Origin of the sequence: Rahnella sp. RcJ3 (assembly GCF_009498575.1) — a bacterium.
In the GTDB taxonomy this organism is placed as follows: Bacteria; Pseudomonadota; Gammaproteobacteria; order Enterobacterales; family Enterobacteriaceae; genus Rahnella; species Rahnella aceris.
Window position 1 is genome coordinate 146795 of record NZ_QSNX01000007.1, and the last position, 24628, is coordinate 171422.

32 protein-coding genes are annotated in these 24628 nt (G+C 51.6%); 22 read left to right on the forward strand and 10 right to left on the reverse strand.

Translation table 11 applies throughout. The annotated features are described in order from the left end of the window. Positions 1 to 35: 35 nt before the first annotated feature. From fliZ to DXU84_RS11310, 3 genes are all read right to left on the reverse strand, one after another. Positions 36 to 542: a flagella biosynthesis regulatory protein FliZ gene (fliZ, locus tag DXU84_RS11300; protein WP_013575776.1), complete on the reverse strand. Its 507-nt coding sequence runs from the start codon at positions 540 to 542 to the stop codon at positions 36 to 38. 54 nt (positions 543 to 596) lie between these two features. After that, the gene (locus tag DXU84_RS11305) at positions 597 to 1319 is read right to left on the reverse strand and encodes an RNA polymerase sigma factor FliA (RefSeq protein ID WP_013575777.1); all 723 of its coding nucleotides are present in this window, start codon (positions 1317 to 1319) and stop codon (positions 597 to 599) included. A 308-nt stretch (positions 1320 to 1627) separates the two neighbouring features. Then, a complete protein-coding gene (locus DXU84_RS11310) occupies positions 1628 to 2908 on the reverse strand; it encodes a FliC/FljB family flagellin (protein WP_013575778.1) in 1281 nt (426 codons plus the stop codon). Between the two features lie 375 nt (positions 2909 to 3283). On the opposite strand from DXU84_RS11310, the gene fliD reads away from it, so the two are divergent. The 5 genes from fliD to DXU84_RS11335 all read left to right on the forward strand — a co-directional run bounded on the left by fliD (position 3284) and on the right by DXU84_RS11335 (position 6871). After that, a complete protein-coding gene (gene fliD / locus DXU84_RS11315; RefSeq protein ID WP_013575779.1) occupies positions 3284 to 4720 on the forward strand; it encodes a flagellar filament capping protein FliD in 1437 nt (478 codons plus the stop codon). 14 nt (positions 4721 to 4734) lie between these two features. Continuing rightward, positions 4735 to 5172: a flagellar export chaperone FliS gene (gene fliS / locus DXU84_RS11320; RefSeq protein WP_013575780.1), complete on the forward strand. Its 438-nt coding sequence runs from the start codon at positions 4735 to 4737 to the stop codon at positions 5170 to 5172. Then, positions 5147 to 5509 (forward strand): flagella biosynthesis regulatory protein FliT, encoded by a 363-nt coding sequence (fliT, locus tag DXU84_RS11325; protein ID WP_013575781.1) that lies wholly within the window; start codon positions 5147 to 5149, stop codon positions 5507 to 5509. Before fliS ends, fliT begins: the two co-directional genes overlap by 26 nt. 419 nt (positions 5510 to 5928) lie before the next feature. Then, positions 5929 to 6576 carry an AraC family transcriptional regulator gene (locus DXU84_RS11330; RefSeq protein WP_228389000.1) on the forward strand — a complete coding sequence of 216 codons (648 nt, stop codon included), beginning with the start codon at positions 5929 to 5931 and terminating at the stop codon, positions 6574 to 6576. A 118-nt stretch (positions 6577 to 6694) separates the two neighbouring features. Then, positions 6695 to 6871, forward strand: a complete 177-nt coding sequence (locus tag DXU84_RS11335; protein ID WP_013575783.1) for a GhoT/OrtT family toxin — start codon at positions 6695 to 6697, stop codon at positions 6869 to 6871. 110 nt (positions 6872 to 6981) lie between these two features. On the opposite strand, the gene DXU84_RS11340 is transcribed toward DXU84_RS11335, so the two are convergent. Both DXU84_RS11340 and DXU84_RS11345 read right to left on the reverse strand, forming a co-directional pair. Next, the gene (locus DXU84_RS11340; RefSeq protein WP_015690040.1) at positions 6982 to 7140 is read right to left on the reverse strand and encodes a YqaE/Pmp3 family membrane protein; all 159 of its coding nucleotides are present in this window, start codon (positions 7138 to 7140) and stop codon (positions 6982 to 6984) included. Between the two features lie 70 nt (positions 7141 to 7210). Next, positions 7211 to 7465 carry a hypothetical protein gene (locus tag DXU84_RS11345; RefSeq protein WP_013575785.1) on the reverse strand — a complete coding sequence of 85 codons (255 nt, stop codon included), beginning with the start codon at positions 7463 to 7465 and terminating at the stop codon, positions 7211 to 7213. A gap of 41 nt (positions 7466 to 7506) precedes the next feature. Here DXU84_RS11345 and DXU84_RS11350 point away from each other — a divergent pair, with 41 nt between their 5' ends. Further along, positions 7507 to 8028 carry a DUF4186 domain-containing protein gene (locus DXU84_RS11350; RefSeq protein WP_013575786.1) on the forward strand — a complete coding sequence of 174 codons (522 nt, stop codon included), beginning with the start codon at positions 7507 to 7509 and terminating at the stop codon, positions 8026 to 8028. Positions 8029 to 8261: 233 nt separating this feature from the next. After that, complete coding sequence (locus tag DXU84_RS11355) at positions 8262 to 8537, forward strand: hypothetical protein (RefSeq protein ID WP_013575787.1); 276 nt, start codon at positions 8262 to 8264, stop codon at positions 8535 to 8537. Between the two features lie 69 nt (positions 8538 to 8606). On the opposite strand, the gene DXU84_RS11360 is transcribed toward DXU84_RS11355, so the two are convergent. Then, positions 8607 to 8876 carry a hypothetical protein gene (locus DXU84_RS11360; protein ID WP_013575788.1) on the reverse strand — a complete coding sequence of 90 codons (270 nt, stop codon included), beginning with the start codon at positions 8874 to 8876 and terminating at the stop codon, positions 8607 to 8609. A gap of 158 nt (positions 8877 to 9034) precedes the next feature. On the opposite strand from DXU84_RS11360, the gene DXU84_RS11365 reads away from it, so the two are divergent. Continuing rightward, on the forward strand, positions 9035 to 9235 hold the full coding sequence (locus DXU84_RS11365) for a hypothetical protein (protein WP_013575789.1): 201 nt from the start codon (positions 9035 to 9037) through the stop codon (positions 9233 to 9235). Positions 9236 to 9300: 65 nt separating this feature from the next. Here the strand turns inward: DXU84_RS11365 and DXU84_RS25005 are convergent, their stop codons facing one another. Then, a complete protein-coding gene (locus DXU84_RS25005; protein WP_013575790.1) occupies positions 9301 to 9474 on the reverse strand; it encodes a hypothetical protein in 174 nt (57 codons plus the stop codon). A 330-nt stretch (positions 9475 to 9804) separates the two neighbouring features. On the opposite strand from DXU84_RS25005, the gene DXU84_RS11370 reads away from it, so the two are divergent. After that, positions 9805 to 10269, forward strand: coding sequence for a GNAT family N-acetyltransferase (locus tag DXU84_RS11370; RefSeq protein ID WP_013575791.1), 465 nt, complete (start codon positions 9805 to 9807; stop codon positions 10267 to 10269). Between the two features lie 80 nt (positions 10270 to 10349). On the opposite strand, the gene DXU84_RS11375 is transcribed toward DXU84_RS11370, so the two are convergent. The 3 genes from DXU84_RS11375 to fliE form a co-directional block, all read right to left on the reverse strand. Then, a complete protein-coding gene (locus DXU84_RS11375) occupies positions 10350 to 10589 on the reverse strand; it encodes a hypothetical protein (RefSeq protein ID WP_013575792.1) in 240 nt (79 codons plus the stop codon). A 144-nt stretch (positions 10590 to 10733) separates the two neighbouring features. Continuing rightward, positions 10734 to 11639, reverse strand: coding sequence for a bestrophin family protein (locus tag DXU84_RS11380; protein WP_153375747.1), 906 nt, complete (start codon positions 11637 to 11639; stop codon positions 10734 to 10736). A 1104-nt stretch (positions 11640 to 12743) separates the two neighbouring features. After that, complete coding sequence (gene fliE, locus DXU84_RS11385) at positions 12744 to 13058, reverse strand: flagellar hook-basal body complex protein FliE (RefSeq protein WP_013575795.1); 315 nt, start codon at positions 13056 to 13058, stop codon at positions 12744 to 12746. Between the two features lie 282 nt (positions 13059 to 13340). Between fliE and fliF the strand changes: the two genes are divergently transcribed. From fliF to fliR, 13 genes are all read left to right on the forward strand, one after another. Then, entirely contained in the window at positions 13341 to 15050 is a 1710-nt protein-coding gene (gene fliF, locus DXU84_RS11390; RefSeq protein ID WP_013575796.1) for a flagellar basal-body MS-ring/collar protein FliF, read from the forward strand. Then, positions 15047 to 16039: a flagellar motor switch protein FliG gene (gene fliG / locus DXU84_RS11395; RefSeq protein ID WP_013575797.1), complete on the forward strand. Its 993-nt coding sequence runs from the start codon at positions 15047 to 15049 to the stop codon at positions 16037 to 16039. The genes fliF and fliG overlap by 4 nt, the downstream gene beginning before the upstream one ends. Positions 16040 to 16163: 124 nt before the next feature. Further along, positions 16164 to 16817 carry a flagellar assembly protein FliH gene (gene fliH / locus DXU84_RS11400; RefSeq protein ID WP_370447467.1) on the forward strand — a complete coding sequence of 218 codons (654 nt, stop codon included), beginning with the start codon at positions 16164 to 16166 and terminating at the stop codon, positions 16815 to 16817. Next, positions 16817 to 18181 (forward strand): flagellar protein export ATPase FliI, encoded by a 1365-nt coding sequence (fliI, locus tag DXU84_RS11405; RefSeq protein ID WP_013575799.1) that lies wholly within the window; start codon positions 16817 to 16819, stop codon positions 18179 to 18181. The genes fliH and fliI overlap by 1 nt, the downstream gene beginning before the upstream one ends. A gap of 21 nt (positions 18182 to 18202) precedes the next feature. Beyond that, on the forward strand, positions 18203 to 18649 hold the full coding sequence (fliJ, locus tag DXU84_RS11410) for a flagellar export protein FliJ (RefSeq protein WP_013575800.1): 447 nt from the start codon (positions 18203 to 18205) through the stop codon (positions 18647 to 18649). Continuing rightward, complete coding sequence (locus DXU84_RS11415; protein ID WP_153375750.1) at positions 18646 to 20034, forward strand: flagellar hook-length control protein FliK; 1389 nt, start codon at positions 18646 to 18648, stop codon at positions 20032 to 20034. Before fliJ ends, DXU84_RS11415 begins: the two co-directional genes overlap by 4 nt. A gap of 208 nt (positions 20035 to 20242) precedes the next feature. Then, a complete protein-coding gene (fliL, locus tag DXU84_RS11420) occupies positions 20243 to 20743 on the forward strand; it encodes a flagellar basal body-associated protein FliL (RefSeq protein ID WP_037034434.1) in 501 nt (166 codons plus the stop codon). A gap of 7 nt (positions 20744 to 20750) precedes the next feature. After that, positions 20751 to 21773 carry a flagellar motor switch protein FliM gene (gene fliM, locus DXU84_RS11425; RefSeq protein ID WP_013575803.1) on the forward strand — a complete coding sequence of 341 codons (1023 nt, stop codon included), beginning with the start codon at positions 20751 to 20753 and terminating at the stop codon, positions 21771 to 21773. Next, positions 21766 to 22182: a flagellar motor switch protein FliN gene (gene fliN, locus DXU84_RS11430; RefSeq protein WP_013575804.1), complete on the forward strand. Its 417-nt coding sequence runs from the start codon at positions 21766 to 21768 to the stop codon at positions 22180 to 22182. The genes fliM and fliN overlap by 8 nt, the downstream gene beginning before the upstream one ends. After that, positions 22182 to 22619, forward strand: a complete 438-nt coding sequence (gene fliO, locus DXU84_RS11435) for a flagellar biosynthetic protein FliO (protein ID WP_013575805.1) — start codon at positions 22182 to 22184, stop codon at positions 22617 to 22619. The genes fliN and fliO overlap by 1 nt, the downstream gene beginning before the upstream one ends. Further along, positions 22616 to 23398, forward strand: a complete 783-nt coding sequence (gene fliP / locus DXU84_RS11440) for a flagellar type III secretion system pore protein FliP (RefSeq protein ID WP_013575806.1) — start codon at positions 22616 to 22618, stop codon at positions 23396 to 23398. Before fliO ends, fliP begins: the two co-directional genes overlap by 4 nt. A gap of 168 nt (positions 23399 to 23566) precedes the next feature. Next, a complete protein-coding gene (gene fliQ, locus DXU84_RS11445; protein ID WP_013575807.1) occupies positions 23567 to 23836 on the forward strand; it encodes a flagellar biosynthesis protein FliQ in 270 nt (89 codons plus the stop codon). A gap of 3 nt (positions 23837 to 23839) precedes the next feature. Next, positions 23840 to 24625, forward strand: a complete 786-nt coding sequence (gene fliR, locus DXU84_RS11450) for a flagellar biosynthetic protein FliR (protein WP_013575808.1) — start codon at positions 23840 to 23842, stop codon at positions 24623 to 24625. Positions 24626 to 24628 lie beyond the last annotated feature (3 nt).

The window sequence follows — 24628 nt, forward strand, 5'->3', positions numbered from 1 at the left end:
TTTGTGCATTGCGTGTCAGTCTGTCTGAGATCCGATTACGCGGATTTCTGCCAGGCCAGATACTGGTCGTATTTGCGCAGGGCAATACGGTAGTTGTCATGACCCGCCACCGGCAAATCATTGATGATCCGCTGGTGGATACTGTCCCCTGAAAGTTTATCCAGAGGATAGTTGTTTGCAGAGAGGATTTCATCCAGACGGCGGAGGCGGACAACATACTCGCGCACCGTGCTGTGATTCATCTCAGTCTGCTCAAACAGATATTGCTTAAACGCCATAATGTCAAAATAGGACGAATGGCTGTTACAGCTTATCTCACTGCAAAAACGACACAGTGCGGTCAGTTCCTGCGACAGGTTGTGCCACACGTCATCATCAATAGGCTGGTCCATCTTGGCGATGGCCTCTTTATTGATGATTTGCCCGCGAAACACCAGTGCCATCCTGTCGAGTTCTTTTGCACACTGTGAGCAATGAGTCTGACTGTGTTTAAAATCTTTAAGATAACGGCTTAAAGGCCTTGTTTTGATTCCCGCTGGCATAAATTTATTCCTGATAAGGGATATAAAATGTATAACCGGCCAGGAAAAAGCGGATCAGTGGTCGTTGGCCAGGCGTGTTCGCAAACGCTTAATCGCCTGACTGTGGAGCTGGCTTACACGGGATTCCCCGACGTCCAGCACCGCCCCGATCTCTTTTAAATTCAACTCTTCCTGGTAGTAAAGCGTAAGTACCAACTTCTCCCGTTCAGGTAACGCATCGATAGCTTCCATCACCCGGTGGCGTAAATTACCCTCCAACAGATGATGTAACGGGTTGGCCTCTTCGTGCCCTTCCATCAATGCCTCGGCAGTATCGCCGTGCTCTTCGCGCCATTCGTCATAAGAAAACAACTGGCTACTGTTCGTATCCATTAATATCTGCCGGTATTCCTCAATGGGAATATCCAGCACCTGCGCCACCTCTCCTTCACTCGGCGGTCGCCCTAATTTCTGTTCTGCGCTATGCATCGCCTGGGACACTTCACGCGCATTACGTCTGACACTACGCGGCACCCAGTCGCGGCTACGCAACTCATCGAGCATCGCGCCGCGAATACGCTGAACGGCATACGTCGTAAACGCCGTCCCCTGCATCGCATCAAAACGCTCAACCGCATTTAACAGGCCGATCCCGCCCGCTTGCAGTAGATCATCAAGCTCTACGCTGGCGGGAAGCCGCACCTGCAAACGCAGGGCTTCATGGCGCACAAGCGGAACATAGCGCTGCCACAAAGAATTTTTGTCTATCACGCCGTCGGCGGTATACAGATCGCTCACTGTCGTAACCTGGCAAATTTAGGGTCAGTATCATTGTGCCAGTGATAATCGCTAATCAATCGGCTGAATAAGGCCTGAAAAACGCGGTTATTTTGATTATGTCTCGCAGATTCTGTTTGCAGACGTCCGCCGGTAACACCGCAAACGATTGACTAAAAAACAATCGCAACATAAAGATTATCTTAAATTATACCAGCGAATGCCCCGCATTAATCCTTAAGAATGGTAAATTTTAGTTAAAAAAAACCCCGCCGGAGCGGGGTTTGTTCTGTTTGTAACCGAACTGCGTAATTTGTCGACTAAGACAATTATTGCAGCAGGGACAGTACAGACTGAGGAACCTGGTTAGCTTTAGACAATACTGAAGTACCAGCCTGCTGCAGGATCTGTGCTTTAGACATTGCTGAAACTTCTGTTGCGTAGTCAGCATCCTGAATACGGCTCTGTGCAGAAGACAGGTTAGTCGTGGTGTTGTCCAGGTTGGTGATGGCAGAATCGAAACGGTTCTGAACCGCACCCAGTGAAGAACGGAAGGTGTCAACTTTAGCGATAGCAGCGTCGATTGCTTTCAGTGGATCAGAAGTCGCAACGCCAGTGTAAGCGTTGGTGTTAGCAGCACTGGCGATGTCGCCGATGGTGCTTGCAACGTTCGCAGTACCGGTAGCGCCGCCGTCAACGATAGCGCCAGCTGCAGTTTTGTAGTCTTTACCCTGAACGGTAACGTAACCTACTGCTGCGCCAGTGGCGTCTGCGCCAACTTTAACCAGTTTGCCAGTCTGAGTACCTGCAGTAACACCGTTGTCAGTGTCAGTGTAAGAAACGTCAGTGGTGTTCAGTGTTACAGCGCCAGTTGCGTCATCTACAGATGCAGCGTAGTTGCTGGTACCATCAGAAACAACGTAAGTTGCAGTCGCTGCGCCAGCTGCTGTCTGAACGTTTTTCAGAGACAGTTTGCTTGCGTCCAGGCCCAGAGAAGTTGCCGCTGCAGACAGGTCAACGTTTTTCAGGGAGCCGCTTGCGCCAACCTGAGTGATTGCATCGCTGGTTTTCAGTGCGTTGCTTGCTACTGAGAAACCGTTCAGACCCAGAGTGGTAGAGTCGATTTTCTGCAGGTCGATGTCGATAGTCTGACCATCGTTAGCGCCAACCTGGATTTTCATCGTCTGGTTAGAAGCCAGTACGTTCACGCCGTTGAACTGAGTCTGACCAGATACACGGTCGATTTCAGACAGACGGGAAGTGATTTCGTCCTGGATTGAGGTCAGGTCGGAATCGGAGTTGGTGCCGTTAGCAGCCTGAACAGACAGCTCACGAATACGTTGTAAGTTGTTGTTGATTTCGCTCAGTGAACCTTCAGTGGTCTGCGCAACAGAGATACCGTCGTTGGCGTTACGTGAAGCCTGAGTCAGACCGTTGATGTTAGAAGTGAAGCGGTTAGCAATCGCCTGACCAGCAGCATCGTCTTTTGCGCTGTTGATACGCAGACCGGAGGACAGACGCTCGATAGCGGTGCTCAGAGCGGACTGGGATTTGTTCAGGTTGTTCTGAGTCATCAGAGACAGCGTGTTGGTATTGATAACTTGAGCCATGAGTGTATTCCTTCAAATCTGGTTAAGGGTTCGGGCTTATTGCCCACGGCGTTCATCACCGTCCAAACTTGTATCGGCGGTACTGCGGTAACCTTTAGAATTATTTCTCAAAAAATCCGGTTTTCTTACTTTGAGAATTACCCTTCCTTATACCGCCTATTCACGCCATTACTTTTTGTTGTGATCTATTAAACTTTTTCTCCGTCGTGCCGATAGGGCTTAAAGACTCTTTTATACCTAAAGTCATTGGAGTTGCAGTAAGCGGCGAGGGAGTGAACCCGTTACCTGACATCCGTCAGGAAAACCGGTGAACGAACGAAGCGAAGGCGACTGTAAATTCACGTACTCAGGGCAATCAAACTGTAAAGGATAATTATGGCCACTTCAGGCACTATCTCTTCATTAGGTATCGGTTCAGGTTTACAACTTTCAGACCTGCTGGATAACCTGACGACTGCAGAAAAAAAACGTTTAACCCCGATCACCGCGGCACAAACCAGCTATAGCGCCAAACTGACGGCTTATGGCACGCTCCAAAGCGCATTACAAACTTTTTCTGACGCTGCGACCGCATTGTCATCGACCAATACTTACGGGGCGACCACGGCTTCGTCGAGCAACACGTCTGCGTTCAGCGTGACAACCGGCACCGGCGCCGCGGCGGGTAAATATTCCGTTTCCGTGACACAGCTGGCCTCTGCGCAGTCTTTGGTTTCTGCCACGCAGTCGAGCAATAAAACCGCACTGGGCGCCACGACCACTGATAATACCCGTACCCTGACCATCAGCCAGGGCGACGGCAGTAAACCACTGAGCATCAAACTGACCGATGATCAGACTTCACTGACCGGCGTTCGTGATGCGATCAATAAAGCCGGTGGCGGTGTCACGGCCAGTATCGTCAAAGTGGATGACAGCAGCTACAAGCTGGTACTGAGCGCGAACAATACCGGTACCAATTCAGAAATGACCGTCAGCGTCACCGGTGATGACCAGCTGAATAATATTATCGGATATAACTCATCCACCGGCACCGGTGCGATGACCGAAAATGCCACAGCAGGCAATGCCAAGCTGACCTTTAATGGCATCGATCTGGAACGTCAAAGCAACACCATCAGTGATGCGCAGGACGGGATTACGTTAAATCTGACCGGTACCACCACCACTGCTGCAACGCTGACAGTGGCGAAAGATACCTCTACAGCCTCCACCGCTATCCAGACTTTTGTTGATGCGTATAACAAGTTGCAGGATACGTTCTCCAGCCTGACCAAGTTCACAGCCACCGCGACGAACACCGATACGGCTGACAGTACCAACGGCGCATTACTGGGTGACAGCGCACTGCGTACCATCCAGACACGTCTGAAGTCAGCGATCACCGGCGTCTCGGGTTCTGGTTCAGTAAGTTCATTGCAGAGTATCGGTATTACCACTGACCCGGACACCGGTAAGCTGGAAGTTGACAGCACCAAGCTGAGTGCAGCGTTAACCAGTAACCCGAATGCTGTGCAGACCATGATGGTAGGTGACGGCAAAACCACCGGCGTGATGACCAACATCAGCAACCTGAACAGCGGGTTCCTGAACACCAGCACCGGTACGATTGCTAATGCCCAGACGGCTGTGAACACCACGCTGAAAAGCCTCACCGAGCAGTACAACAAGGTGAACACCAGCATTAACGACACCATCGCCCGTTATAAAACGCAATTCACGGCACTTGATGTCTCGATCCAGAAGCTCAACAGCACAGCGGATTATCTGACGCAGCAGTTCGAAGCTATGTCCTCATCAAGTTCAAGCTAGTAAGGAAACTGAATATGTATAATGCAAAAGGAACTCAGGCCTACGCACAGGTAGGCCTTGAAAGTGGCGTCATGAGCGCCACTCCGTATCAGCTGGTGACGATGTTATTCGACGGGGCGCGCAGCGCCCTGATCCGTGCTCGTATTTTTATCCAGCAGGGCAGCATTGCCGAAAAAGGCAAATCACTGTCTATGGCAATTAACATTATCGACAGCGGACTGAAAGCCGGATTAAGTCGTGAAAAAGGCGATCCTGAATTAGTGGATAACCTCGAAGCGCTTTATTCCTATATGGTCCGTCGTTTATTGCATGCAAATTTACACAACGATCAAGAGGCCATCGCTGAGGTGCTGACCTTGCTTGAAAATATCGCCGATGCCTGGCGGCAAATCGGCCCAAACTACCACCCGTCGCAGGACCAATATAATGGATCAACATCAGTATCTGGTTAATGAATATCAACTGATCCTGTCTTTAAGCGAGCAGATGTTGCGGCTGGCGAGAGAAGAGAAATGGGATGAGCTGGTTGAGCTCGAAGTCAGTTACGTCAAAGCAGTCGAAGCCACGACCCGGTTACCGATGTCAGAACAGACATCGGTAATGATTCAGAATGATGTCCGCCGCTATTTGCGCATTATTCTTGATAACGAAAATACGATTAAAACATTGTTACAAGCCCGGATGAATAAACTCACCGAGCTGATTGGTCAGTCGTCCCGACAACAACAAGTGAATACGACTTACGGAAAAATTGACCTCCGTTCGATTGCCTTCGGCGATCGCCAATAATTATTAAATATTTGTTTGTTTTCTTTCCAATATTTCTTGTGCAAAAATAAGGTTTCAGAGGCAGAGAGCGCCTGGCTGCCAGGGCTAGTTCTCTCTGTCTGCTCCCATAACTTACACATATTAACCGGCAGCCTGTTTGTATTAGCAAAGCGGGAATTATTTATCAGGCAGCACACTACAGGTTGCCGTCGTCATTTTCGGGCATCATCATCATGGTTCGTAAAATAAAAGTGACTCCAGGGATAGGAACCATTTCTCTGCTTATTCAGCATAGTGAACTTTTTATTCATGATGTTTATATTGATAAGCCACAATTGGTTCTCATTCAGAACGGAAGCCTCTCAATTACGGATCAGGCACAGCAAGTCACACTGCAGGCTGGCGAAATGCTGGTGCTTAACAGTGGACAAACGTTGAGCATGACTCACCATTTATCCGGAAATGGCCCTTTCAGCTGCGCCATCATGGCATGGGATCATCAGTTACTCAGTGATGCAGGCCTGCACGCAACCGGCTTCAGCCCGCCACTTCTTGCTGTTAATACCCTGCAAGTCATTCCGCACATCCCCGGTGCGTTCAAACAAAGTTTTACCGACACTCACTCAGCCATTCTCTGGCACCATGGTCTGCCCGCACCGATAACCCGCCACCGCATGCTCGAACAGTTACTCTGGCTTTCGCAACTGGGTGTGCGGTATTCCGTACAGCACAGTGAAAGCGTGACAGATAACGTACGTGAATTATTAGTCAATAATCTGCATAAATCATTTACCGCCGCTGAAGTGGCAGAAAAGCTGATGATGAATGAAGTGATGTTGCGCAGACGTCTTGCGGGCGAAAATTGTGTGCTGCGAAATCTGATGATCGATGTACGCATGACCCACGCACTGCGGTTGTTGCAATGCACCGATCTGGCCATTTCACATATTGCACATCAGGTAGGTTATGAAAGCGGCTCGCGTTTTGCCGAGCGTTTCCGGAAACGTTTTGGATTCGCCCCTACCGCCATCCGTGGTCATTTACGCCCCCTTTCTAGCCCTGCGCTGCTCACAATCGACAACATATAACAACTCGCGCCAAACAGATACAATACAAAACCTTGAGTAACATCACACAATATTTGATTACCAGATGTTAACGGAATATCATACACGCCGTTATTTTATTCATGGGCAGGAGTGAGTTGTGCACGTTTGGTGGGAAGTGATTAAAACAATTTACTGGGGCGGATTGGGCATTGCGGTGCTGTTCACTTTGCTGGTGAGCCGCGATACGATAAAAATAAGACTGTTAACTTCCGGTATTATCGGATTTACCTGGCCGATGAGTCTGCCGGTCGTCCTTCTCTTCTCTCTGTTCTGAGTTTGCCTGCACTGAATGTCCTCTTAATATCTTGAACCCGGCCTGCTGACCGGGATCAGATAACGGCAAGACTGTGTTATTGCAAGCCAGTGTTATTGCAAGACAATGTGTTATTTGCGAGTCTGCACCCAAAATCCGTGGATTAGACCCGGCAGGTAACCGCAAAGTGTCAGGATAATGTTCAGCAGAAACGCACCGCCGAAACCGTTGCCAATCAATACGCCCAATGGCGGCACAAGAATTGTGATCAATACTCTCCAGAATCCCATCTTACTCTCCCTTTGGTTATCATTGTGTTAACGATAGCGCATGAGAAATGAAACGGGCATCAGATGAAACCTAATTGATCAGCTCCAGCATAATTTCAACATCCCGCCGTGTTTTTTCCAGCATGTCGGTATCGCCGTTGCGGTGTTCAGCATCCGACACCTGGTGGATCTGGCGCATCTGCCATCTCACCTGATTCTTTTGTTCGTCGGTCATACTGCGACACATCACAATGATAAAGTTTCGCAGCATTATCTGTTGCATGGCAGTTTCTTCAGCTTGCTTGTTGACCGACATGACCAAATCTATAACATGTTTTTCTGCCATTGCAGGTTCCTGCGGGAGTGGAATAGTCAGGCCAGACTAACATGGTCTGGCAGCCGCTGATGGCGACTGATGATGTGATTAACGCCGCTATTTCTGCGCCTAGAATTGACCCGGACATCCAGATTATGTTTTCCATCGATCATGTTTTTAAGCGCCTGGCCGCTTCACCTTTCCGTCAGCGTTTCCATCTCGGTGCCAAAGAGTACCGGTATTGCCAGGATAAAGGGCCGGAGACGGTCAGCCAGCACGCGGCGGATTTCATTGCTAAGCGCCTTGCCCCGGCAGAGCCAGAGCAGGATGGAAAACAGACGCCGATGCGCGGTCACCCGGTATTCATTGCCCAGCACGCAACGGCCACCTGCTGTCGCGGCTGTCTGGAAAAGTGGCATCACATCCCCGCACATACGGCTATGACACCCGCACAGCAGCACTATGCCGTGACGGTGATTTTGCACTGGCTTCATCAGGAAATGCAGCGCCCTGCTCCGGTCGCTAAAGAACGAAAATCTAACAAAAAAATCTCAGACACACCGGACAACGCACAACAGATGAATTTGTTGTAAGAGGTGCATCACACTCGTTAAAAAATAAAAAGTGATAATGGTCACATTTTTCCCGCTTTTCCATCCCCAAGTAAGATCGTGCTCTATAATTTTAGAGGAATAAGAATTGTGCGACGGGTTGTCTTCAGCACGCCCTTTGAAGTTTTTGCAGTCTTTCGGATGAGCTTTTCCAGGTGAAACGAGTTTTACACTTGTTGTCAGGATAATTGCCCGTATTGGGAAAAGGAGGATGCATGTCTGAATATCATTATTTACTGGTTGGCGGAAGCCGCAACGGACAACGGCATGTTGATAAACAACATCAGTTTTCGTTGTGCTTTTGGGAAGACGCAGCACAGAACGCGGAACGCGAGTTTTACGGTAAACGCAACGAACGCTACAAAGTTAATCCGGAAAAAGGCGCAGACGGGAACTGGTATCTTGTGGGCTATTGTGGAAATTGTTCGAAAATTAAAGCCGACGAATTAACCACCCAGGCGCTCACCAAGCACGTGAAACCCCTGATGTAAAAATTGTTTTTTGAAAGCCATAAACCCCGCCATTAACGCGGGGTTTTGTTTTCAGGAGCCACCTGACTTTCAGGCCGCCATCCCCTGAATGTTGCGGGCGAAAAATTCAACATGCCCGCCCACCGTAAAATGCGCCTCGTGATGCCCTAGACGGCCAAGTGGCGCAATGCGCACAATTTCACCTTCAAATTCACCATCATGAATTCTGGTGATCGCCACATCAAGCTGATAGCTGGCCGGATGTACGCCTACCGGAAACGTCAGCAACTTGACCCTGTCACCGATCTCAAACCGGGTAAGCAGCGGCAGCGGTGCCTGTTCAAACAGATCCTGATCCATATGTGACTCCTTGTTTTCCAGTGGAATTAATTAGAGGATAGAATATATTGCCGCGTCCTGCCGGATACCGGCGTGAAGCACTTCTCTCTTTCAACATTTATATTGCGCAAGAGCTGGCGTAACCGTCTTTTGCCCCCCGAAAATCATGAGGAACCCCTGTGAAAAAACTGACGCCACAGCAATGCATCATACTGACCGGATTTACCGGCATCCTGCATGGCGAATTTGAGTGGTTTCACGAAGATTTGGAAAAGCGACTTGGCCGTGAAGTTCAGACCTCAGAACTGGGATACCCGGAGTTTATGGAAGAATGCCGCAGCCTGTATGAAGAGGATTTTAACAACCTGATGCCGGACTAAAAACGAAAGGCCGGGCAAACAGTATTGCCCGGCCTCCTGAGTTCATCGTCATTTAATACAAATCACTAAGGCTTCACGATGCCGCGGATAAAGTGTTCATTCACCCTGATCACATTGCCCGTTTCAACGTTAATGACCTGATATTGCACTGGTTTAACCTCATCCAGAACAGCGACAATTTCAAATAAACCTGGTGTAAAAGTAAGCGTGACAAAAACGCCAACAGGATAGACAGCCATAATTTTATCCTTTCAATCAACCTCTTATAATATACTTCCTTTCCCCCAGCGCGATAACACGCAAATCATTAATCACTCCAGGTTATTTCATCGCATACATTAATCACTCGGGATGAATGTTACATAAAAGAAATAAAGAACATGTATAAAATGAAGCGGAGGCACTTAAAATCGGATAACTCTGACAGACGTATCAGGAACATAATTAAATTTTACACTCTTCTTACGCAAAGGCGGTTTTCCGCCACACTTCTGCCTGCCAGTCCCTTGTTTTCGGGGTGATTTAAGTTAAAAATATAAATCCACTTTGTTACATTGAGAGCCTGCGCTGTGAGTGCCCAGATTTTTGAAACCGATGCGACTCATCCGCATCTGACACGACTGATTGCTGAGCTGGATGCCTATCAATATCCGCTCTACCCGCCGGAATCGTTTCAGGGAATTAACATCACTGAACTTGATGAAGGTGAGATCACGTGTTTTATGGCGAGGGTTGATGATGACTGGGCCGGTTGCGCCTGTCTGTTTATCACAAAACACGGCCTCGCGGAAATGAAACGTGTTTACGTGAGCCCGCTGTATCGCGGTCAGGGCATTGCCTCATTACTGATTGCCGCAATGGAAAAGAAACTGAAAGCGTTGGGGTACAAAGACCTGTTTCTGGAAACGGGTGTGTTTCAGGAAAAAGCCATCACGCTGTATGAAAAACTGGGTTATTGCCGGACAGAAGCGTTTGGCGACTATGCGTTGTCCCCGGATCCGCTGAGTGTTTATATGATGAAAGCGATGAGGTAACGCACGGGAAACGGCAGAAGCGGCAATAAATACCTCCATAACGCTGTCTTATGACAGGGTTATGGAGATGCAAAAAGCAATTACATCAGAACGTTGCTTTTTGTTGCAGTCTGGTCATTCGACGGAATAACCCATTTTTTAAGTGTGATGATAAAGAAATTTTTACCCTTGGTAATTTTCGCACCACGGTCACCACATTCCAGCGCAAGTTTGAAAAACTCATCACTGTTAATATTAAAAGCCAGCTCGACTTTTTTCACCATACCGGAATTAAGCAGATCTTCAGCTTCGTGCAATGATTTGGCCTGAATAACTGACATAACGACCTCGTGATATCGGAAGGGATTGTTTTAGCTCCTACATCCTATTTCACTTTTGTTTCTAAATTATGACAGCTTCATGAACATTAAGAATTTTGCCATTGCACTGATTAATAATTAGCCAATTTGTGCGCACGATCACCTCTACGTCAGACGGAAGCGCGGATCCGGCATCGGGGTATCCGGCAGTTGCGTCTGGTTGTTCATCTCACGCAGGTTAATCTCTACGTTGGTACACATGGCATCCAGCGGCAGATGGTTATTGGCCAGACCAAAAGGCATTTCCAGCTCTTCCGCCAGCGTATCAAGCGACAAAAAACTATAAGAAATAAAACCTGACACCAGCAACGTCATGTAGTGCAAATCCACCACCAGTGCAAACGGCAACAAACTACAGAACAGATATACCGTCCTGTGCAGCAACAGACCGTACGCAAACGGAATCGGCATGCTAACGATGCGTTCACACCCACCGACCACTTGTGAAAGCTGTAACAGCGTGGAATCCATATGGGTATAGACAATATCCGACAGTTCACCGCTGCGGCGTCGTTCAGCCAGCCATTGTGACAACCGCAGCTGAACCATATTTGTCGGCGCACGGCGCGACAGAATATCTTCCGCATCGTCACCCAGCAAACGCTGAAGATCCGGACGCGGATCGCTGGGACGCAACTGGTGCTTGAGGCTGAAACAGAACGCCAGCAGCAACGCAGTCACGCGCTGCGCCTCTCCCGGACACACAGCCATCACCTGACTTTGTAATGTCCGGCAGGCAATCAGCAAACCACCCCATAATTGCCGCGCCTCAATATAACGTGCGTACGCAACGCTGTTACGAAAGCCGAGGAAGATCGCAATAGAGACACCGAGCAGGCTGAAAGGCGCGAGTGTGAGTTTCACGCCAAGGGTCTCATACCAGGGAAGAGTGAGAATGGCGGCAAGTGACATCAGTAAATTGAGACTCAGACGGAACAGAATACTGGGCAGGACAGAACCATGCCAGGCGAACAAACGCAAGAACCAGTGACGAGGGGGACGGATTATCATTTTGTGCAGGTGCTTTATGCAGGTGAAGCGTTTTTTTTGCGATTCTGGCAAATAAACCTGCCCATGCAAAGGACAATTTTGTGACACCGGTAACATTTTTTCTGAAACTTACAGTTCTCCGTTACAACTCGCCGGTTATCCCATTCACAACGCTGATTTATTCCCTCTGCAACCTCAAGTTACTGCCCGTTAAGGTCGATAATAGTAACAGGAGGAAAGTAAATAAAGTGGCCAAAATTCCCCCATAACTGACTTCCTGTAACAATTCGATCAGATGCTCCGTAAAGATGCAACTCACCCTACTGACGTGAAGGACTGGAGCCATGAACATAATGTTAAGTATTGCGATGGTCACAGGTATTGCGGCATGGTTCTTTATCAGCTCATCAATAGATGATATCCGAAACGATTATTGAGTGATTCACAACCCCGCCGGGCGGCATCCCGTCCGGTCATTTTCAATCATGAGCGGTGTTAATTTCATTGTCTTTTTCATCTCTTAAATTAAACTTTTTATAACGTAACGTTTTGAAGCAATAATTACGCTTACTTCACGCCGAAATAGATTGTCAATTTATGTCAATCTGAGAGAGCATGGCGGAAAATTTAAGCATGGTGTACTGATGAAAATTCTTTTTATTGTACTCATCGTTCTGGCGGTCATCGGGTTGTTGATCTGGCTGATACTCCGGTCAGCCGCGAAGGATGCTGATAATGATTATTAATCATTTTCCCCTGCCTGCGCATGGATCTACAGGCTTCATAAGAATTACCGGACAATAAATATCCGAACACCAAACTTAATACAAATTAAAAACAATGGTGTCAGATTGTAAAAATTCGGGTGAAATAACTCGCATGATGATTAACAAGCTAATTAAAAGCCATCATGCGAATAACAACGGTAAAAGTACGCCTTAAACGTAAAAAACGGATGTGTTTCTGATGTTATTTATTAAGTGAAATAGGAAGAAGAAATAATTAGCAGTTATTAATACAAATTAATCAGTTAGAAAATAATATTTTCATTGTGTTCAATGGAGGTGATAACAGGGCAAACTTTTTGCTCACCCCCTGCACTCGCTTTATCCGCCAGATTCTCCCCTACACCGACATGTTCATCACATCCTGATACGCTGCTACCAGTTTATTTCTTACCTGGACCCCAAGCTGCAATGAAATCGAGGATTTTTGCAGATCGACCATCACGTCGTTCAGACTGACACCGGGAACACCCATCTCCAGCTTTTCAGATTCCAGTTTTGCGTTGTTCTGGGTCTCGCTGATCTTGCCTAATGCCGCTTTTAATTCGCTGGCAAAACCGGCCTCTGATGCGGTATCGGTCTTTGGTGCGGCACCGGCCTGGATAGCCGTGGCCTGCATCTGCTGTAAAACGCTCTCAATGCCTTGAATTGACATGCTTTCTCCGGTTATCGGGGTGTCGGTGAACAAATGGCTTCTTTCATGGAATGACACCCTATCACATCAGTTTTTTCCTAAACGCGGTAATTGAACCTAAAAACCATGGCTTATCGGGCCATTAACTTTGCGTTAAGCGGCAAATAATGGCTCACCTAGAAAATAGGCCTGCCTGTATGGAGGACTGAAAAATGTCACGCTTCAACGATTGCGCACTTGGGAGTCTGTTTTGTTAAGAGACAACATGAACACCACCATTCAACAGCTAAATAGGGATCTTGTATGAGTTCCGCAATAGCCGGCGCAGAAACCCCTCCAAGCGGTTTTACTGCGTTGCTTAATCGCCTGCGCGCCAACCCAAAAGTTCCTATCGCCATCGCTGCTGCGGCAGCCGTGGCTATTGTTGTTGTCATGATGCTGTGGGCTAAGCAGCCTACTTATAAGGTGCTCTTCAGTAATCTCGGTGACCAGGATGGCGGCGCCATCGTCACTCAGCTGACCCAAATGAACATTCCTTATCAGTTTTCTGATAACGGCGGTGCGTTGCTGATCCCTGCCGACAAAGTGTATGAAACGCGTCTGAAACTGGCGGCTGCCGGTTTACCTAAAGGCGGCGCGGTTGGTTTTGAATTAATGGATCAGGAAAAATTCGGCATCAGCCAGTTTAGCGAGCAGATCAACTATCAGCGTGCGCTGGAAGGTGAACTCTCACGTACCATCGAAACGCTGGGCCCGGTCAGCAGCGCCCGTGTCCATTTAGCCATTCCTAAGCCTTCCTTATTTGTCCGCGAACAAAAAAATCCTTCCGCCTCTGTGACCCTGAATTTACAGCCGGGGCGTGCGCTGGATGACGGCCAGATCAATGCCATCGTTTATATGGTGTCGAGCAGTGTTTCCGGCTTACCGCCTGCGAACGTTACCGTGGTGGATCAGAGCGGTCATCTGCTGACGCAATCTGATAACAACGGGCGCGACCTGAATGCTTCCCAGCTGAAATATGCCAATGAAGTGGAAGGCCGTCTGCAACGTCGTATCGAGTCCATTCTGCAACCGGTGGTCGGCAACGGTAACGTGCATGCGCAAATCACCGCGCAGATTGATTACGCCAGCCGTGAACAGACAGATGAAAACTATCAGCCAAATGGTTCAGCCGATAAAGCGGCTGTGCGGTCACGTCAGTTAAGCACCAGCGACCAGATTGGCGCGTCATCGGTCGGCGGCGTGCCGGGTGCACTGAGCAACCAGCCTGCTCCGGCAGCGACGGCACCGGTGACGAACCCGCCAGCGGCAAACAATGCAAATGGCACACAAAATCAGACCGGCAATAATGCGCAAAATGCAGCCACCACCGCGAATGCCAATGTGCCGTCTAACCGTCGTCGTGATGAAACCACCAACTATGAAGTTGACCGCACCATCACGCATACCCAGCACAGCGCCGGTGCCGTTCAGCGTCTGTCTGCGGCGGTTGTCGTTAACTACCAGGTCGGACCGGATGGCAAAGCGAAGCCGCTGACTGACGATCAGTTGAAGAAAATTGATGATCTGGTACGCGAAGCGATGGGCTTCTCTCAGGAACGTGGCGATACGCTGAACGTGGTGAATACACCGTTCAACGAAGCGGCTGACGATTCCGGCGAGCTGCCGTTCTGGAAACAACAGGCGTTCTTCGATCAGTTACTCAATGCAGGTCGCTGGTTACTGGTGCTGATTGTGGCCTGGCTGTTGTGGCGCAAGATGGTTCGTCCGATGCTGCGCAAACAGCAGGCAGAGAAAGATGCCGCAGCCGCAGCCGCGCTTGCCGCCACCATGCCACAGCCTGAAGGCAGTAAACCGGTCAAACTCAGCAATGACGAGCTGGAAAAACGTAAACGTTCACAACAGCGTGTCAGTGTTGAAGTTCAGACCCAACGTGTGCAGGAGCTGGCCGATAAGGATCCTCGTATCGTCGCCCTGGTTATCCGCCAATGGATGAGTACCGAACAACCATGACTATGACCGGAACCGAAAAAAGCGCCATTTTGATGATCACGCTGGGTGAAGACCGCGCGGTGGAGGTGTTCAAACACCTCTCCCCTCGCGAAGTGCAGCAAATCAGTGGCGCGATGGCGAATATCCATCAAATTTCTAACAAGCAGCTGGCGGAAGTGCTGAACGAGTTCGAGGACGAATCCGAGCAGTACGCCGCACTGAGCGTCAATACCAGCGAATATCTGCGTGCGGTACTGACCAAAGCGCTGGGCGAGGAGCGTGCGTCAAGCCTGCTGGAAGACATTCTGGAATCGCGCGAAACCACCAGCGGCATGGAAACACTGAACTTCATGGAACCGCTGATGGCAGCCGATCTTATCCGCGACGAACATCCGCAGATTATCGCCACCATCCTCGTTCACCTCAAACGTGGTCAGGCTGCCGATATTCTGGCGCTGTTCGACGAGCGTTTGCGCAACGACGTCATGCTGCGTATCGCGACCTTCGGCGGTGTCCAGCCAGCGGCGCTGGCGGAACTGACCGAAGTGCTGAACAACCTGCTCGACGGCCAGAACCTCAAACGTTCGAAGATGGGCGGTGTTCGTACTGCGGCAGAAATTATCAACCTGATGAAAACTCAGCAGGAAGAGGCGGTTATCGAAGCCGTTCGCGGTTACGACGGCGAACTGGCGCAGAAAATTATCGACGAGATGTTCCTGTTCGAAAACCTGGTGGATGTGGACGACCGCAGTATCCAGCGCCTGTTGCAGGAAGTCGAAGGCGAATCGTTACTGGTTGCACTGAAAGGGGCGGAACAGCCATTGCGCGACAAATTCCTGCGCAACATGTCGCAACGTGCAGCAGATATCCTGCGCGACGATCTGGCAAACCGCGGACCGATGCGTATGTCTCTGGTCGAGAACGAACAAAAAGCAATTCTGCAGACGGTTCGCCGCCTGGCAGAGTCCGGCGAAATGATGGTTGGCGGCGGCGAGGATTCTTATGTCTGATGCTCCTAATACTGACTCACCAGAGTCTGACAAACCGGCACCGGAAAAGAAAACGGCGGAAGAACGTCATGCTGAGCGCATCAATGCTTTGCCATGGCAGCGGTGGAGACCGGGCGACCTCAGAATGCCCGTCTTTACCACGCCCGATGAACCTTTGCTGGCCGGCGGCGAACCAGAGCAAGACGACGGTCTGCCAAAAGTTCAGGTAGACCAGAATGAATTGCTCAATCTTCAGCGTCACGCCGAACAACAGGGTTTCCAGCAGGGTCTTGAAGCCGGACAGAAACAAGGTTACGCCGCCGGTTTCCAGCAAGGTCTGGAAGCCGGGCAGCAGCAGGGTTTGCAGGAAGGTCAGCAACAGCAGGCGGTTCTGACTGAACACTGGCAGCATATGGTTTCTGACTTCCAGCAAACACTGGATGCGCTGGACAGCGTCATTGCTTCCCGTCTGATGCAAATGGCGCTGACTGCCGCCAAACAGATTATTGGTCAGGCGCCGATTTGTGACGGTTCCGCCCTGCTTAATCAGATCCAACAACTTATCCAGCAGGAACCGATGTTCAAGGGCAAACCGCAACTGCGCGTTAACCCGGCAGATTTCGAGCGTGTGGAACTGCAACTGGGAGCCAGCCTGAGCATGAACGGCTGGCGACTGCTGGCCGACAGCCAGATCCACAGCGGCGGCTGTAAAGTCAGTGCCGAAGATGGCGATATGGACGCTTCGCTGGCCACCCGCTGGCATGAACTGTGCCGTCTCGCCGCACCGGGAGATCTCTGATGACCGCCCGACTGAGCCGTTTGCTGAAAACGCTGGATGACGCGGAAAAACGCATGGCGCGTACGCCGTCAGTCCGTCGTTATGGCCGTCTGACGCGGGCAACAGGTCTGGTACTGGAAGCCACCGGTTTGCAGTTACCGCTGGGTGCGACCTGCCTGATTGAGCGCCATGACGGGCCGGTCGTGCAGGAAGTCGAAAGCGAAGTGGTCGGCTTCAACGGTCAGAGCCTGTTCCTGATGCCACTGGAAGAAGTGGAAGGTATTTTGCCGGGCGCGCGGGTGTATGCCCGTATTGCCGCCGACGGCCAGACCGCAGGTAAACAACTGCCGCTCGGTACGCAATTACTTGGCCGTGTGTTAGATGGCAGCGCCAAGCCACTGGATGGATTACCGCCGCCGGACACCGGCTATCGCGCGGCGCTTATCACGCCGCCGTTTAACCCGCTGCAACGTACCCCGATCACCGATGTGCTGGATGTCGGCGTCCGCGCCATTAACGCCCTGCTGACCGTGGGTCGCGGACAGCGTATGGGGCTTTTCGCCGGTTCAGGTGTCGGGAAATCCGTCCTGCTCGGCATGATGGCGCGCTACACCAAAGCCGACGTGATCGTGGTCGGACTGATTGGTGAACGTGGCCGTGAAGTCAAAGACTTTATCGAGAACATTTTGGGCGACGAAGGTCGTGCCCGTTCTGTGGTTATCGCAGCACCGGCTGACGTGTCTCCTCTTTTGCGTATGCAGGGTGCCGCTTACGCCACGCGTATCGCCGAAGACTTCCGCGACCGCGGTCAGCACGTATTGCTGATTATGGATTCCCTGACCCGTTATGCCATGGCGCAGCGTGAAATCGCCCTGGCGATCGGCGAACCACCGGCCACCAAAGGCTATCCGCCTTCCGTGTTTGCAAAACTGCCTGCGCTGGTTGAACGCGCGGGTAACGGCATCAGCGGCGGCGGCTCGATTACCGCGTTTTATACCGTACTGACCGAAGGGGATGACCAGCAGGATCCGATTGCTGACTCCGCCCGCGCCATTCTTGACGGCCATGTGGTGCTGTCGCGCCGTCTGGCGGAATCCGGCCATTATCCGGCAATCGATATTGAAGCGTCGATCAGCCGTGCCATGACCTCGCTTATTGACGACGCCCAGTACGGGCGCGTTCGTAATTTCAAACAATTGTTGTCCAGCTACCAGCGCAACCGTGACCTGATCAGCGTCGGTGCATACGCCGCAGGCAGCGATCCGATGCTCGATCGCGCTATCAAGCTGTATCCGCAGATGGAGAACTTCCTGCAACAGGACATCATGGAACGCAGCACATATGAAGACGCCTGTCTGGAACTAAACATGTTGTTCCCGGGCTAAACCAAGATAAGCGAGGCATAAATGGAAAGTTCATCGCCGTTAATCACACTTTGCTCGCTGGCGCAAAAAGCGCTGGATCAGGCGACCAGTCATTTGGGCCAAATCCGACAATCGCAACGTCAGGCTGACGAGCAGCTCACCATGCTGCTCAATTATCAGCGTGAATACCGGGAAAAACTCAATTCCACCATGACCGACGGGATTGCCGCGAATACCTGGCAAAACTACCAACAGTTTATCGGCACACTGGAAGTGGCGATTGAGCAGCACCGCAAACAGCTACAACAATGGGATCAGCGGCTGAATATGGCGGTTAACCAGTGGCAGGACAAGCAGCAACGGCTCAATGCGTACCAGACGTTGCAAACCCGCGCCAGTGAGCAGCAACGTTCTCTGGAAAATAAGATTGATCAAAAGCAGAACGATGAGTTCGCCCAGCGCAGCGCACACAGGAAGAAACAACCATGAATCTGAATATTTTGCCTGCAGCCGTTACCACGGCGAAGACCACCGCGAGCGCGGCGACCGGCAGTGCCTCTGTCAGTACGTCACCGGCAACGGACGTCAGTGCGATCACCGAGCCGGGCGCTACCAGCCCGGCGGATTTCGCCAGCCAGCTTGAAGCCCAGCTCGGCGAAAAAGTGGATCCGAAAATCACCAGTACGTTAGCCAAACTCGGCCAGCAAATCTCTGCCAAAGGGGTGGTCGTCGATAAAACAACCCTGACGCAGGCAGTGACTTCTGGTGAAGAAGACGGCAGCCTGATGCTGGATGAAAGTGATCTGAGCAAAATGATCGCCGCGATTCAGATATTGCCGACCGGCAATCTGAAAGGCACGGGCTCCGTCCCGGTCAAAGATGCCGCCCTGAGCGATAAAGATAAAGACAGCACTGACGCCGGTGCTGACCTTTCTGTTCAGTCATTGCTCGCGCAACTTGCGGCGCAGCAGCAACCGGCTCAGCAGATTCAAACCGCTACCACCGTCGCCACGCAAACCGTCAGCAGCGAACCCACCACAACCGATAAGCAGAGTTCACTGCTCGCCGGTCTGACCGCCTCTTCCTTACTGACGGCTGATGGCAAAACCGCCGCAGTAACGGACACCGATCCGAAAGCAGCGGCCGCCGCCTCAGGCAATACCGCGTCGGGCTCCGCACAACATGCCGCCAGCAGTAAAGCGGCCACCAGCAACACACCTGATTTTAGCAGCGCGCTGGCGTCAATGAGCGCAGCAGCCGGCAATGCCGCGGCTCTGCAGCAAAATGACAGCCGCGCTGCCGATAACGGCACGCAGGCACTGAATCAGCTCAACACCGCCGCCGTTGCTGTCTCTTCCGCGCCGGTTTCCAGCACGCCAACCATGACCAGCGCCGTGACCGCGCCAACAACGCCGCTGCTTAATGCACAGCTCGGTACACCGGAATGGCAGCAACAGCTGGGTCAGCAGGTGATGATGTTCAACCGTCAGGGGCAACAGACCGCGGAACTTCGTCTGCATCCGGCTGATCTGGGCTCTATCCAGATCAGCATGAAGATTGAAAACAATCAGGCACAGCTCCACTTTGTGTCCGGTCACAGCGGTGTGCGCTCGGCAATTGAAGCCGCCATGCCGGAGCTTAAAACCGCGCTGGCAGACAACGGCATCAGCCTGGGTCAGAGCAGCGTCGGCAGTGACAGTTCGCAGTGGCAGCAAGCCCAGCAGCAAAGTCAGTCAGGTTCGCAGCAAGGTAATGCCGCCAGTTGGGCAGCGTTCAGCTCCGGCAGCACTCCCTCTGCCAGCGGTGCCTTGCCGGTTCCGGCCTCCCTCGCTTCACGGGTCAGCGGCAACAACAGCGTGGACATTTTTGCGTAGGAATTTGCGTAAAAGTTCGCAGAATTGTTTCAGATAATTGCTGACGGTCAGTTCGTCCTTAATTCAAACGGCAGAGCTGACCTTATTTACCCCGCCTATTCTGACTATTGAACAACGGGATAAGCGGGATAATCGTTTTCAGAATTGACTCAGCAGTGTGGTGCTTCTCGCGCCAGACGGCTCATACTTACAGGAAATCGCCTCATCCATGTCTGACTCTGCTCTCTCGGCATCGCGTAAAAAAAAGCGGCCGTTAATGATCATTCTGCTGTTACTGATTGCCATCGGAGCCTGTGGTGCGGCCGGTTACGCCTGGTGGATGTTGCACAAGCAACAATCCGGAAATGGAACACAGACGACTGAAGTGAAAAAGAACGAACCGCCTGCGGCACCGATTTTCCTGGCACTGGATACCTTCACCGTTAACCTGCAAACGGCGGATAACGATCCTGACCGCGTGCTGTATGTCGGGCTGACCCTGCGTCTGCCGGACGAAAAAAATCGCGCTACGCTTAATGAATACCTGCCTGAAGTTCGCAGCCGCCTGCTGTTGCTGCTCTCCCGTCAGAAGTCGACGGAGTTAGCCAGCGAAGCGGGTAAACAACAGCTGGTTCAGGACATCAAACAGGTTCTGGACGCGCCACTGGTCAAAGGTCAGCCTCCTCAGGTGATCAACGACGTGCTTTTCACTGCTTTCATACTGCGATAAACAAATTATGGGCGACAGCATACTTTCACAGGCCGAGATCGACGCGCTGCTCAATGGTGACAGTGACAGTGATAATGCAAGCAACACTGCGGCTGCAGCAAAGACTGCCGCGTCTGATGACGGTGTAAAACCTTTTGACCCTACGACGCAGCGTCGCGTTGTGCGTGAGCGGTTGCAGGCTCTGGAAATCATTAACGAGCGTTTTGCCCGTCATTTCCGTATGGGGCTGTTCAACCTCTTGCGCCGTAGCCCGGACATCACCGTAGGGGCGATCAAAATCCAGCCCTACCACGATTTCGCACGCAACTTACCGGTGCCCACCAACCTGAACCTTATCCACCTGAAACCTCTGCGCGGCACGGCGCTGTTTGTGTTCGCACCGAGCCTGGTGTTTATCGCAGTGGATAACCTGTTCGGGGGCGATGGTCGTTTCCCGACCAAAGTGGAGGGCCGCGAATTTACCCACACCGAACAGCGCGTGATTAAGCGCATGCTCAGGCTGGCACTGGATGCCTACGAAGATGCCTGGAGCGGCGTTTACAAGCTCAGCGTTGAATATGTGCGTGCCGAATTGCAGATCAAATTCACTAACATCACCTCTTCCCCGAACGACATCGTGGTGACCACGCCGTTCCATGTGGAAATCGGTGCGCTGAGCGGTGATTTCAACATCTGTATTCCGTTCAGCATGATCGAACCTTTACGTGAGTTACTGACCAATCCGCCGGTCGAAAACTCACGTAATGAAGAAAGTCAGTGGCGTGAAAACCTGGTGCATCAGGTTCAGCAGTCTGAGCTCGAACTGGTGGCGAATTTCGTCGAAATCCCGCTGCGCCTGTCGCAGATCCTGAAACTGAAACCGGGCGATGTACTGCCGATTGAGAAGCCGGACCGCCTGATCGCTCACGTCGATGGCGTGCCTGTGCTGACCAGCCAATATGGCACCTTAAACGAACAATACGCCCTGCGCGTTGAACATTTGATCAACCCAATTTTAAATTCTCTAGATGAGGAACAGCCCCATGAGTGACACCAATAAACCGTCTGACGCCGGATCGGATAACGTTGACGATTTATGGGCTGATGCGTTTAACGAACAACAGTCTGCGGGCGGCGCGAAAGCGTCAACTGACGGTGTTTTCGCCGCGCTGGGTGCCCAGGACGGAACAGGCAGTTTGCAAGATATCGACATGATCCTCGATATTCCGGTGAAACTGACCGTGGAATTAGGTCGCACCAAAATGACCATCAAAGAACTGCTGCGTCTGTCGCAGGGTTCCGTGGTGTCGCTCGACGGTCTGGCCGGTGAACCGCTGGATATCCTGATCAACGGTTATCTGATTGCTCAGGGTGAAGTGGTGGTGGTCGCCGATAAATACGGTGTGCGTATCACTGACATCATCACCCCGTCCGAACGTATGCGTCGCCTGAGCCGCTGATGAGCCAGAATGCCGCGACGGATTCTCCGTACATTTCCGGCCCGGTCAATCACGCTACCACCCAGGCATCACCTCAGGCGATGCCTGCCAGTTCTGTACTGACACAAGTCAGTACTGTACTCGGCGGCATCCTGCTACTGATCCTGTTTATCGGCTGGGTGGTTAAGCGTGCCGGTTTCGCGCCACAGTCTAAAAATAACAAACTGCTGAAAGTGACCGCCAGTGTACAGGTCGGTCGCAGTGAAAAAGTAGTGATCGTAGAGGTCGACAATACCTGGCTGGTGCTGGGCGTGACGGCGCAAAACATCACCCCGCTGCATACGCTGAGCGCGCCTCCGGTTGAACAGACGCCAGACTCAGGCAATCCCAATCACCCACCCGCTGATTTCCGTCAGCTGATGCAGAAAATGTTGAAACGTCCGGGAAAGCAGGCATGACCTTGTTGAAATCCGCCCTTACCGCTGCCCGTCAGCGCCCTGTTCGCCTGGTCACTCACCTGTGTCTGCCGCTGCTATTGCTTGCCAGCCCGGCAGCTTTTGCACAGTTACCGGGGATCATCAGCCAGCAGATGTCTAACGGGACACAAAACTGGTCGCTGCCGATCCAGACGCTGGTGTTTATCACCACACTGACCCTGTTACCTGCGATGCTGCTGATGTGTACCAGTTTTACCCGCATCATTATCGTGCTGGGTTTACTGCGAAATGCACTGGGTACTCCTTCCGCGCCGCCAAACCAGGTGCTGCTCGGCCTTGGCCTGTTTCTGACCTTCTTCGTGATGGCACCGGTATTCGACAAAATTTACAGCGATGCTTATCAGCCCTTCAGCGAAAACAAGATCACCATGCAGGAAGCAATGGACAAAGGCGCTCAGCCGTTACGCCAGTTTATGCTGCGCCAGACCCGCGAAAGCGATCTCGCTTTGTATGCGCGTCTGGCCAATATCCCGCCTCTTGCAGGCCCGGAAGCCGTGCCGATGCGTATTTTGTTACCGGCTTACGTCACCAGCGAACTGAAAACCGCTTTCCAGATTGGCTTCACCGTATTCATACCGTTCATGATTATCGACCTGGTGGTCGCCAGCGTACTGATGGCGCTGGGGATGATGATGGTGCCACCCGCCACCATCTCACTGCCGTTCAAGCTGATGTTGTTTGTGCTGGTCGATGGCTGGCAACTGCTGCTCGGATCGCTGGCGCAGAGTTTTTACAGTTAATTCAAAACGCTAAAATTGTTGGGCGTTTTTTTGCTCCTCCCCCTGCGAAGGGGGAGGCCGGGAGGGGGTTTTACAGGCAACTTGAAATTCTGAGCTGCTATTCATACCCCACCCCAACCCTCCCCTTCGCAGGGGAGGGAGTCGCCCGTCTTCTTTTACGAGAATCTTATGACTCCTGAATCGGTAATGGCACTGGGTAACGAGGCAATGAAAGTGGCGCTGGCCGTTGCTGCGCCTTTGTTGCTGGCCGCGCTGGTGACCGGGCTTATCGTCAGCCTGTTGCAGGCGGCGACACAAATCAACGAACAAACGCTGTCCTTCATTCCTAAAATTCTGGCCGTTGTGGCGACTATCGTGATCGCCGGGCCGTGGATGCTGAATCTGCTGCTCGATTACATGCGCACGTTGTTTACCAACCTGCCGTACATCATCGGGTAATCTATGGTTTCCTTCGACAGCACCCAGTTAGCCGGATGGCTGAGCATGTATTTCTGGCCCCTGCTGCGAATTCTGGCGCTGATCAGCACCGCGCCGATCACCAGTGAAAAGTCAGTGCCAAACCGCGTGAAACTCGGTCTTGGGATGATGATTACCTTCCTGATTGCGCCTTCCCTGCCGCCGGTGGACACGCCGATCTTCTCCACGCCTGCACTGTGGCTGGCGATGCAGCAGATTATGATTGGCACCGCGCTGGGTATCACCATGCAACTGGCCTTTGCCGCCATCCGTATGGCCGGTGAAATTATGGGTTTGCAGATGGGGATTTCCTTTGCGACGTTTTATGATCCAAGCAACCGTCTCAATACCCCGCTGCTGGCACAGTTTTTAAATCTGCTGGCGGTGTTGTTGTTCCTGAGTTTCAACGCGCATCTGTGGCTGATTTCCCTGCTGGCCGACAGTTTTCATACCCTGCCCATCAGCCATAATCCGGTGAATGCCGAAGGTTTTATGGCCGTCGCCAAAGCGGGCAGCATTGTATTCAGCGGCGGGATGATGCTGGCTCTGCCAATCGTGACATTGCTGCTGACGCTCAACATGGCGCTGGGTCTGTTAAACCGCGTGACGCCACAGCTTTCCGTTTTCGTCATCGGTTTCCCGCTGACCCTCAGCATTGGGATTCTGGCGATCAGCCTGATGATGCCGATGCTCGCCCCGTTCAGCGAGCATCTGTTCAGTGAAATTCTGGATAAGATTGTGTTGATCATGAATCAGCTGGCGGCTGACTGAATG

What these genes read in the sequence shown, in the direction of transcription:
- fliI (WP_013575799.1), top strand. Translation starts at nt 16,817, where the DNA reads ATGACCGCCCGACTGAGCCGTTTGCTGAAAACGCTGGATGACGCGGAA.
- fliZ (WP_013575776.1), bottom strand. Translation starts at nt 542, where the DNA reads ATGCCAGCGGGAATCAAAACAAGGCCTTTAAGCCGTTATCTTAAAGAT.
- fliL (WP_037034434.1), top strand. Translation starts at nt 20,243, where the DNA reads ATGTCTGACTCTGCTCTCTCGGCATCGCGTAAAAAAAAGCGGCCGTTA.
- fliH (WP_370447467.1), top strand. Translation starts at nt 16,164, where the DNA reads ATGCCCGTCTTTACCACGCCCGATGAACCTTTGCTGGCCGGCGGCGAA.
- fliD (WP_013575779.1), top strand. Translation starts at nt 3,284, where the DNA reads ATGGCCACTTCAGGCACTATCTCTTCATTAGGTATCGGTTCAGGTTTA.
- fliP (WP_013575806.1), top strand. Translation starts at nt 22,616, where the DNA reads ATGACCTTGTTGAAATCCGCCCTTACCGCTGCCCGTCAGCGCCCTGTT.
- DXU84_RS11415 (WP_153375750.1), top strand. Translation starts at nt 18,646, where the DNA reads ATGAATCTGAATATTTTGCCTGCAGCCGTTACCACGGCGAAGACCACC.
- DXU84_RS11330 (WP_228389000.1), top strand. Translation starts at nt 5,929, where the DNA reads ATGACTCACCATTTATCCGGAAATGGCCCTTTCAGCTGCGCCATCATG.
- DXU84_RS11340 (WP_015690040.1), bottom strand. Translation starts at nt 7,140, where the DNA reads ATGGGATTCTGGAGAGTATTGATCACAATTCTTGTGCCGCCATTGGGC.
- fliJ (WP_013575800.1), top strand. Translation starts at nt 18,203, where the DNA reads ATGGAAAGTTCATCGCCGTTAATCACACTTTGCTCGCTGGCGCAAAAA.
- fliS (WP_013575780.1), top strand. Translation starts at nt 4,735, where the DNA reads ATGTATAATGCAAAAGGAACTCAGGCCTACGCACAGGTAGGCCTTGAA.
- DXU84_RS11345 (WP_013575785.1), bottom strand. Translation starts at nt 7,465, where the DNA reads ATGGCAGAAAAACATGTTATAGATTTGGTCATGTCGGTCAACAAGCAA.
- fliT (WP_013575781.1), top strand. Translation starts at nt 5,147, where the DNA reads ATGGATCAACATCAGTATCTGGTTAATGAATATCAACTGATCCTGTCT.
- fliM (WP_013575803.1), top strand. Translation starts at nt 20,751, where the DNA reads ATGGGCGACAGCATACTTTCACAGGCCGAGATCGACGCGCTGCTCAAT.
- DXU84_RS11380 (WP_153375747.1), bottom strand. Translation starts at nt 11,639, where the DNA reads ATGATAATCCGTCCCCCTCGTCACTGGTTCTTGCGTTTGTTCGCCTGG.
- fliE (WP_013575795.1), bottom strand. Translation starts at nt 13,058, where the DNA reads ATGTCAATTCAAGGCATTGAGAGCGTTTTACAGCAGATGCAGGCCACG.
- DXU84_RS11375 (WP_013575792.1), bottom strand. Translation starts at nt 10,589, where the DNA reads ATGTCAGTTATTCAGGCCAAATCATTGCACGAAGCTGAAGATCTGCTT.
- fliO (WP_013575805.1), top strand. Translation starts at nt 22,182, where the DNA reads ATGAGCCAGAATGCCGCGACGGATTCTCCGTACATTTCCGGCCCGGTC.
- DXU84_RS11310 (WP_013575778.1), bottom strand. Translation starts at nt 2,908, where the DNA reads ATGGCTCAAGTTATCAATACCAACACGCTGTCTCTGATGACTCAGAAC.
- DXU84_RS11360 (WP_013575788.1), bottom strand. Translation starts at nt 8,876, where the DNA reads ATGGATCAGGATCTGTTTGAACAGGCACCGCTGCCGCTGCTTACCCGG.
- DXU84_RS11350 (WP_013575786.1), top strand. Translation starts at nt 7,507, where the DNA reads ATGGTCTGGCAGCCGCTGATGGCGACTGATGATGTGATTAACGCCGCT.
- DXU84_RS11355 (WP_013575787.1), top strand. Translation starts at nt 8,262, where the DNA reads ATGTCTGAATATCATTATTTACTGGTTGGCGGAAGCCGCAACGGACAA.
- fliF (WP_013575796.1), top strand. Translation starts at nt 13,341, where the DNA reads ATGAGTTCCGCAATAGCCGGCGCAGAAACCCCTCCAAGCGGTTTTACT.
- fliN (WP_013575804.1), top strand. Translation starts at nt 21,766, where the DNA reads ATGAGTGACACCAATAAACCGTCTGACGCCGGATCGGATAACGTTGAC.
- DXU84_RS25005 (WP_013575790.1), bottom strand. Translation starts at nt 9,474, where the DNA reads ATGGCTGTCTATCCTGTTGGCGTTTTTGTCACGCTTACTTTTACACCA.
- fliR (WP_013575808.1), top strand. Translation starts at nt 23,840, where the DNA reads ATGGTTTCCTTCGACAGCACCCAGTTAGCCGGATGGCTGAGCATGTAT.
- fliQ (WP_013575807.1), top strand. Translation starts at nt 23,567, where the DNA reads ATGACTCCTGAATCGGTAATGGCACTGGGTAACGAGGCAATGAAAGTG.
- fliG (WP_013575797.1), top strand. Translation starts at nt 15,047, where the DNA reads ATGACTATGACCGGAACCGAAAAAAGCGCCATTTTGATGATCACGCTG.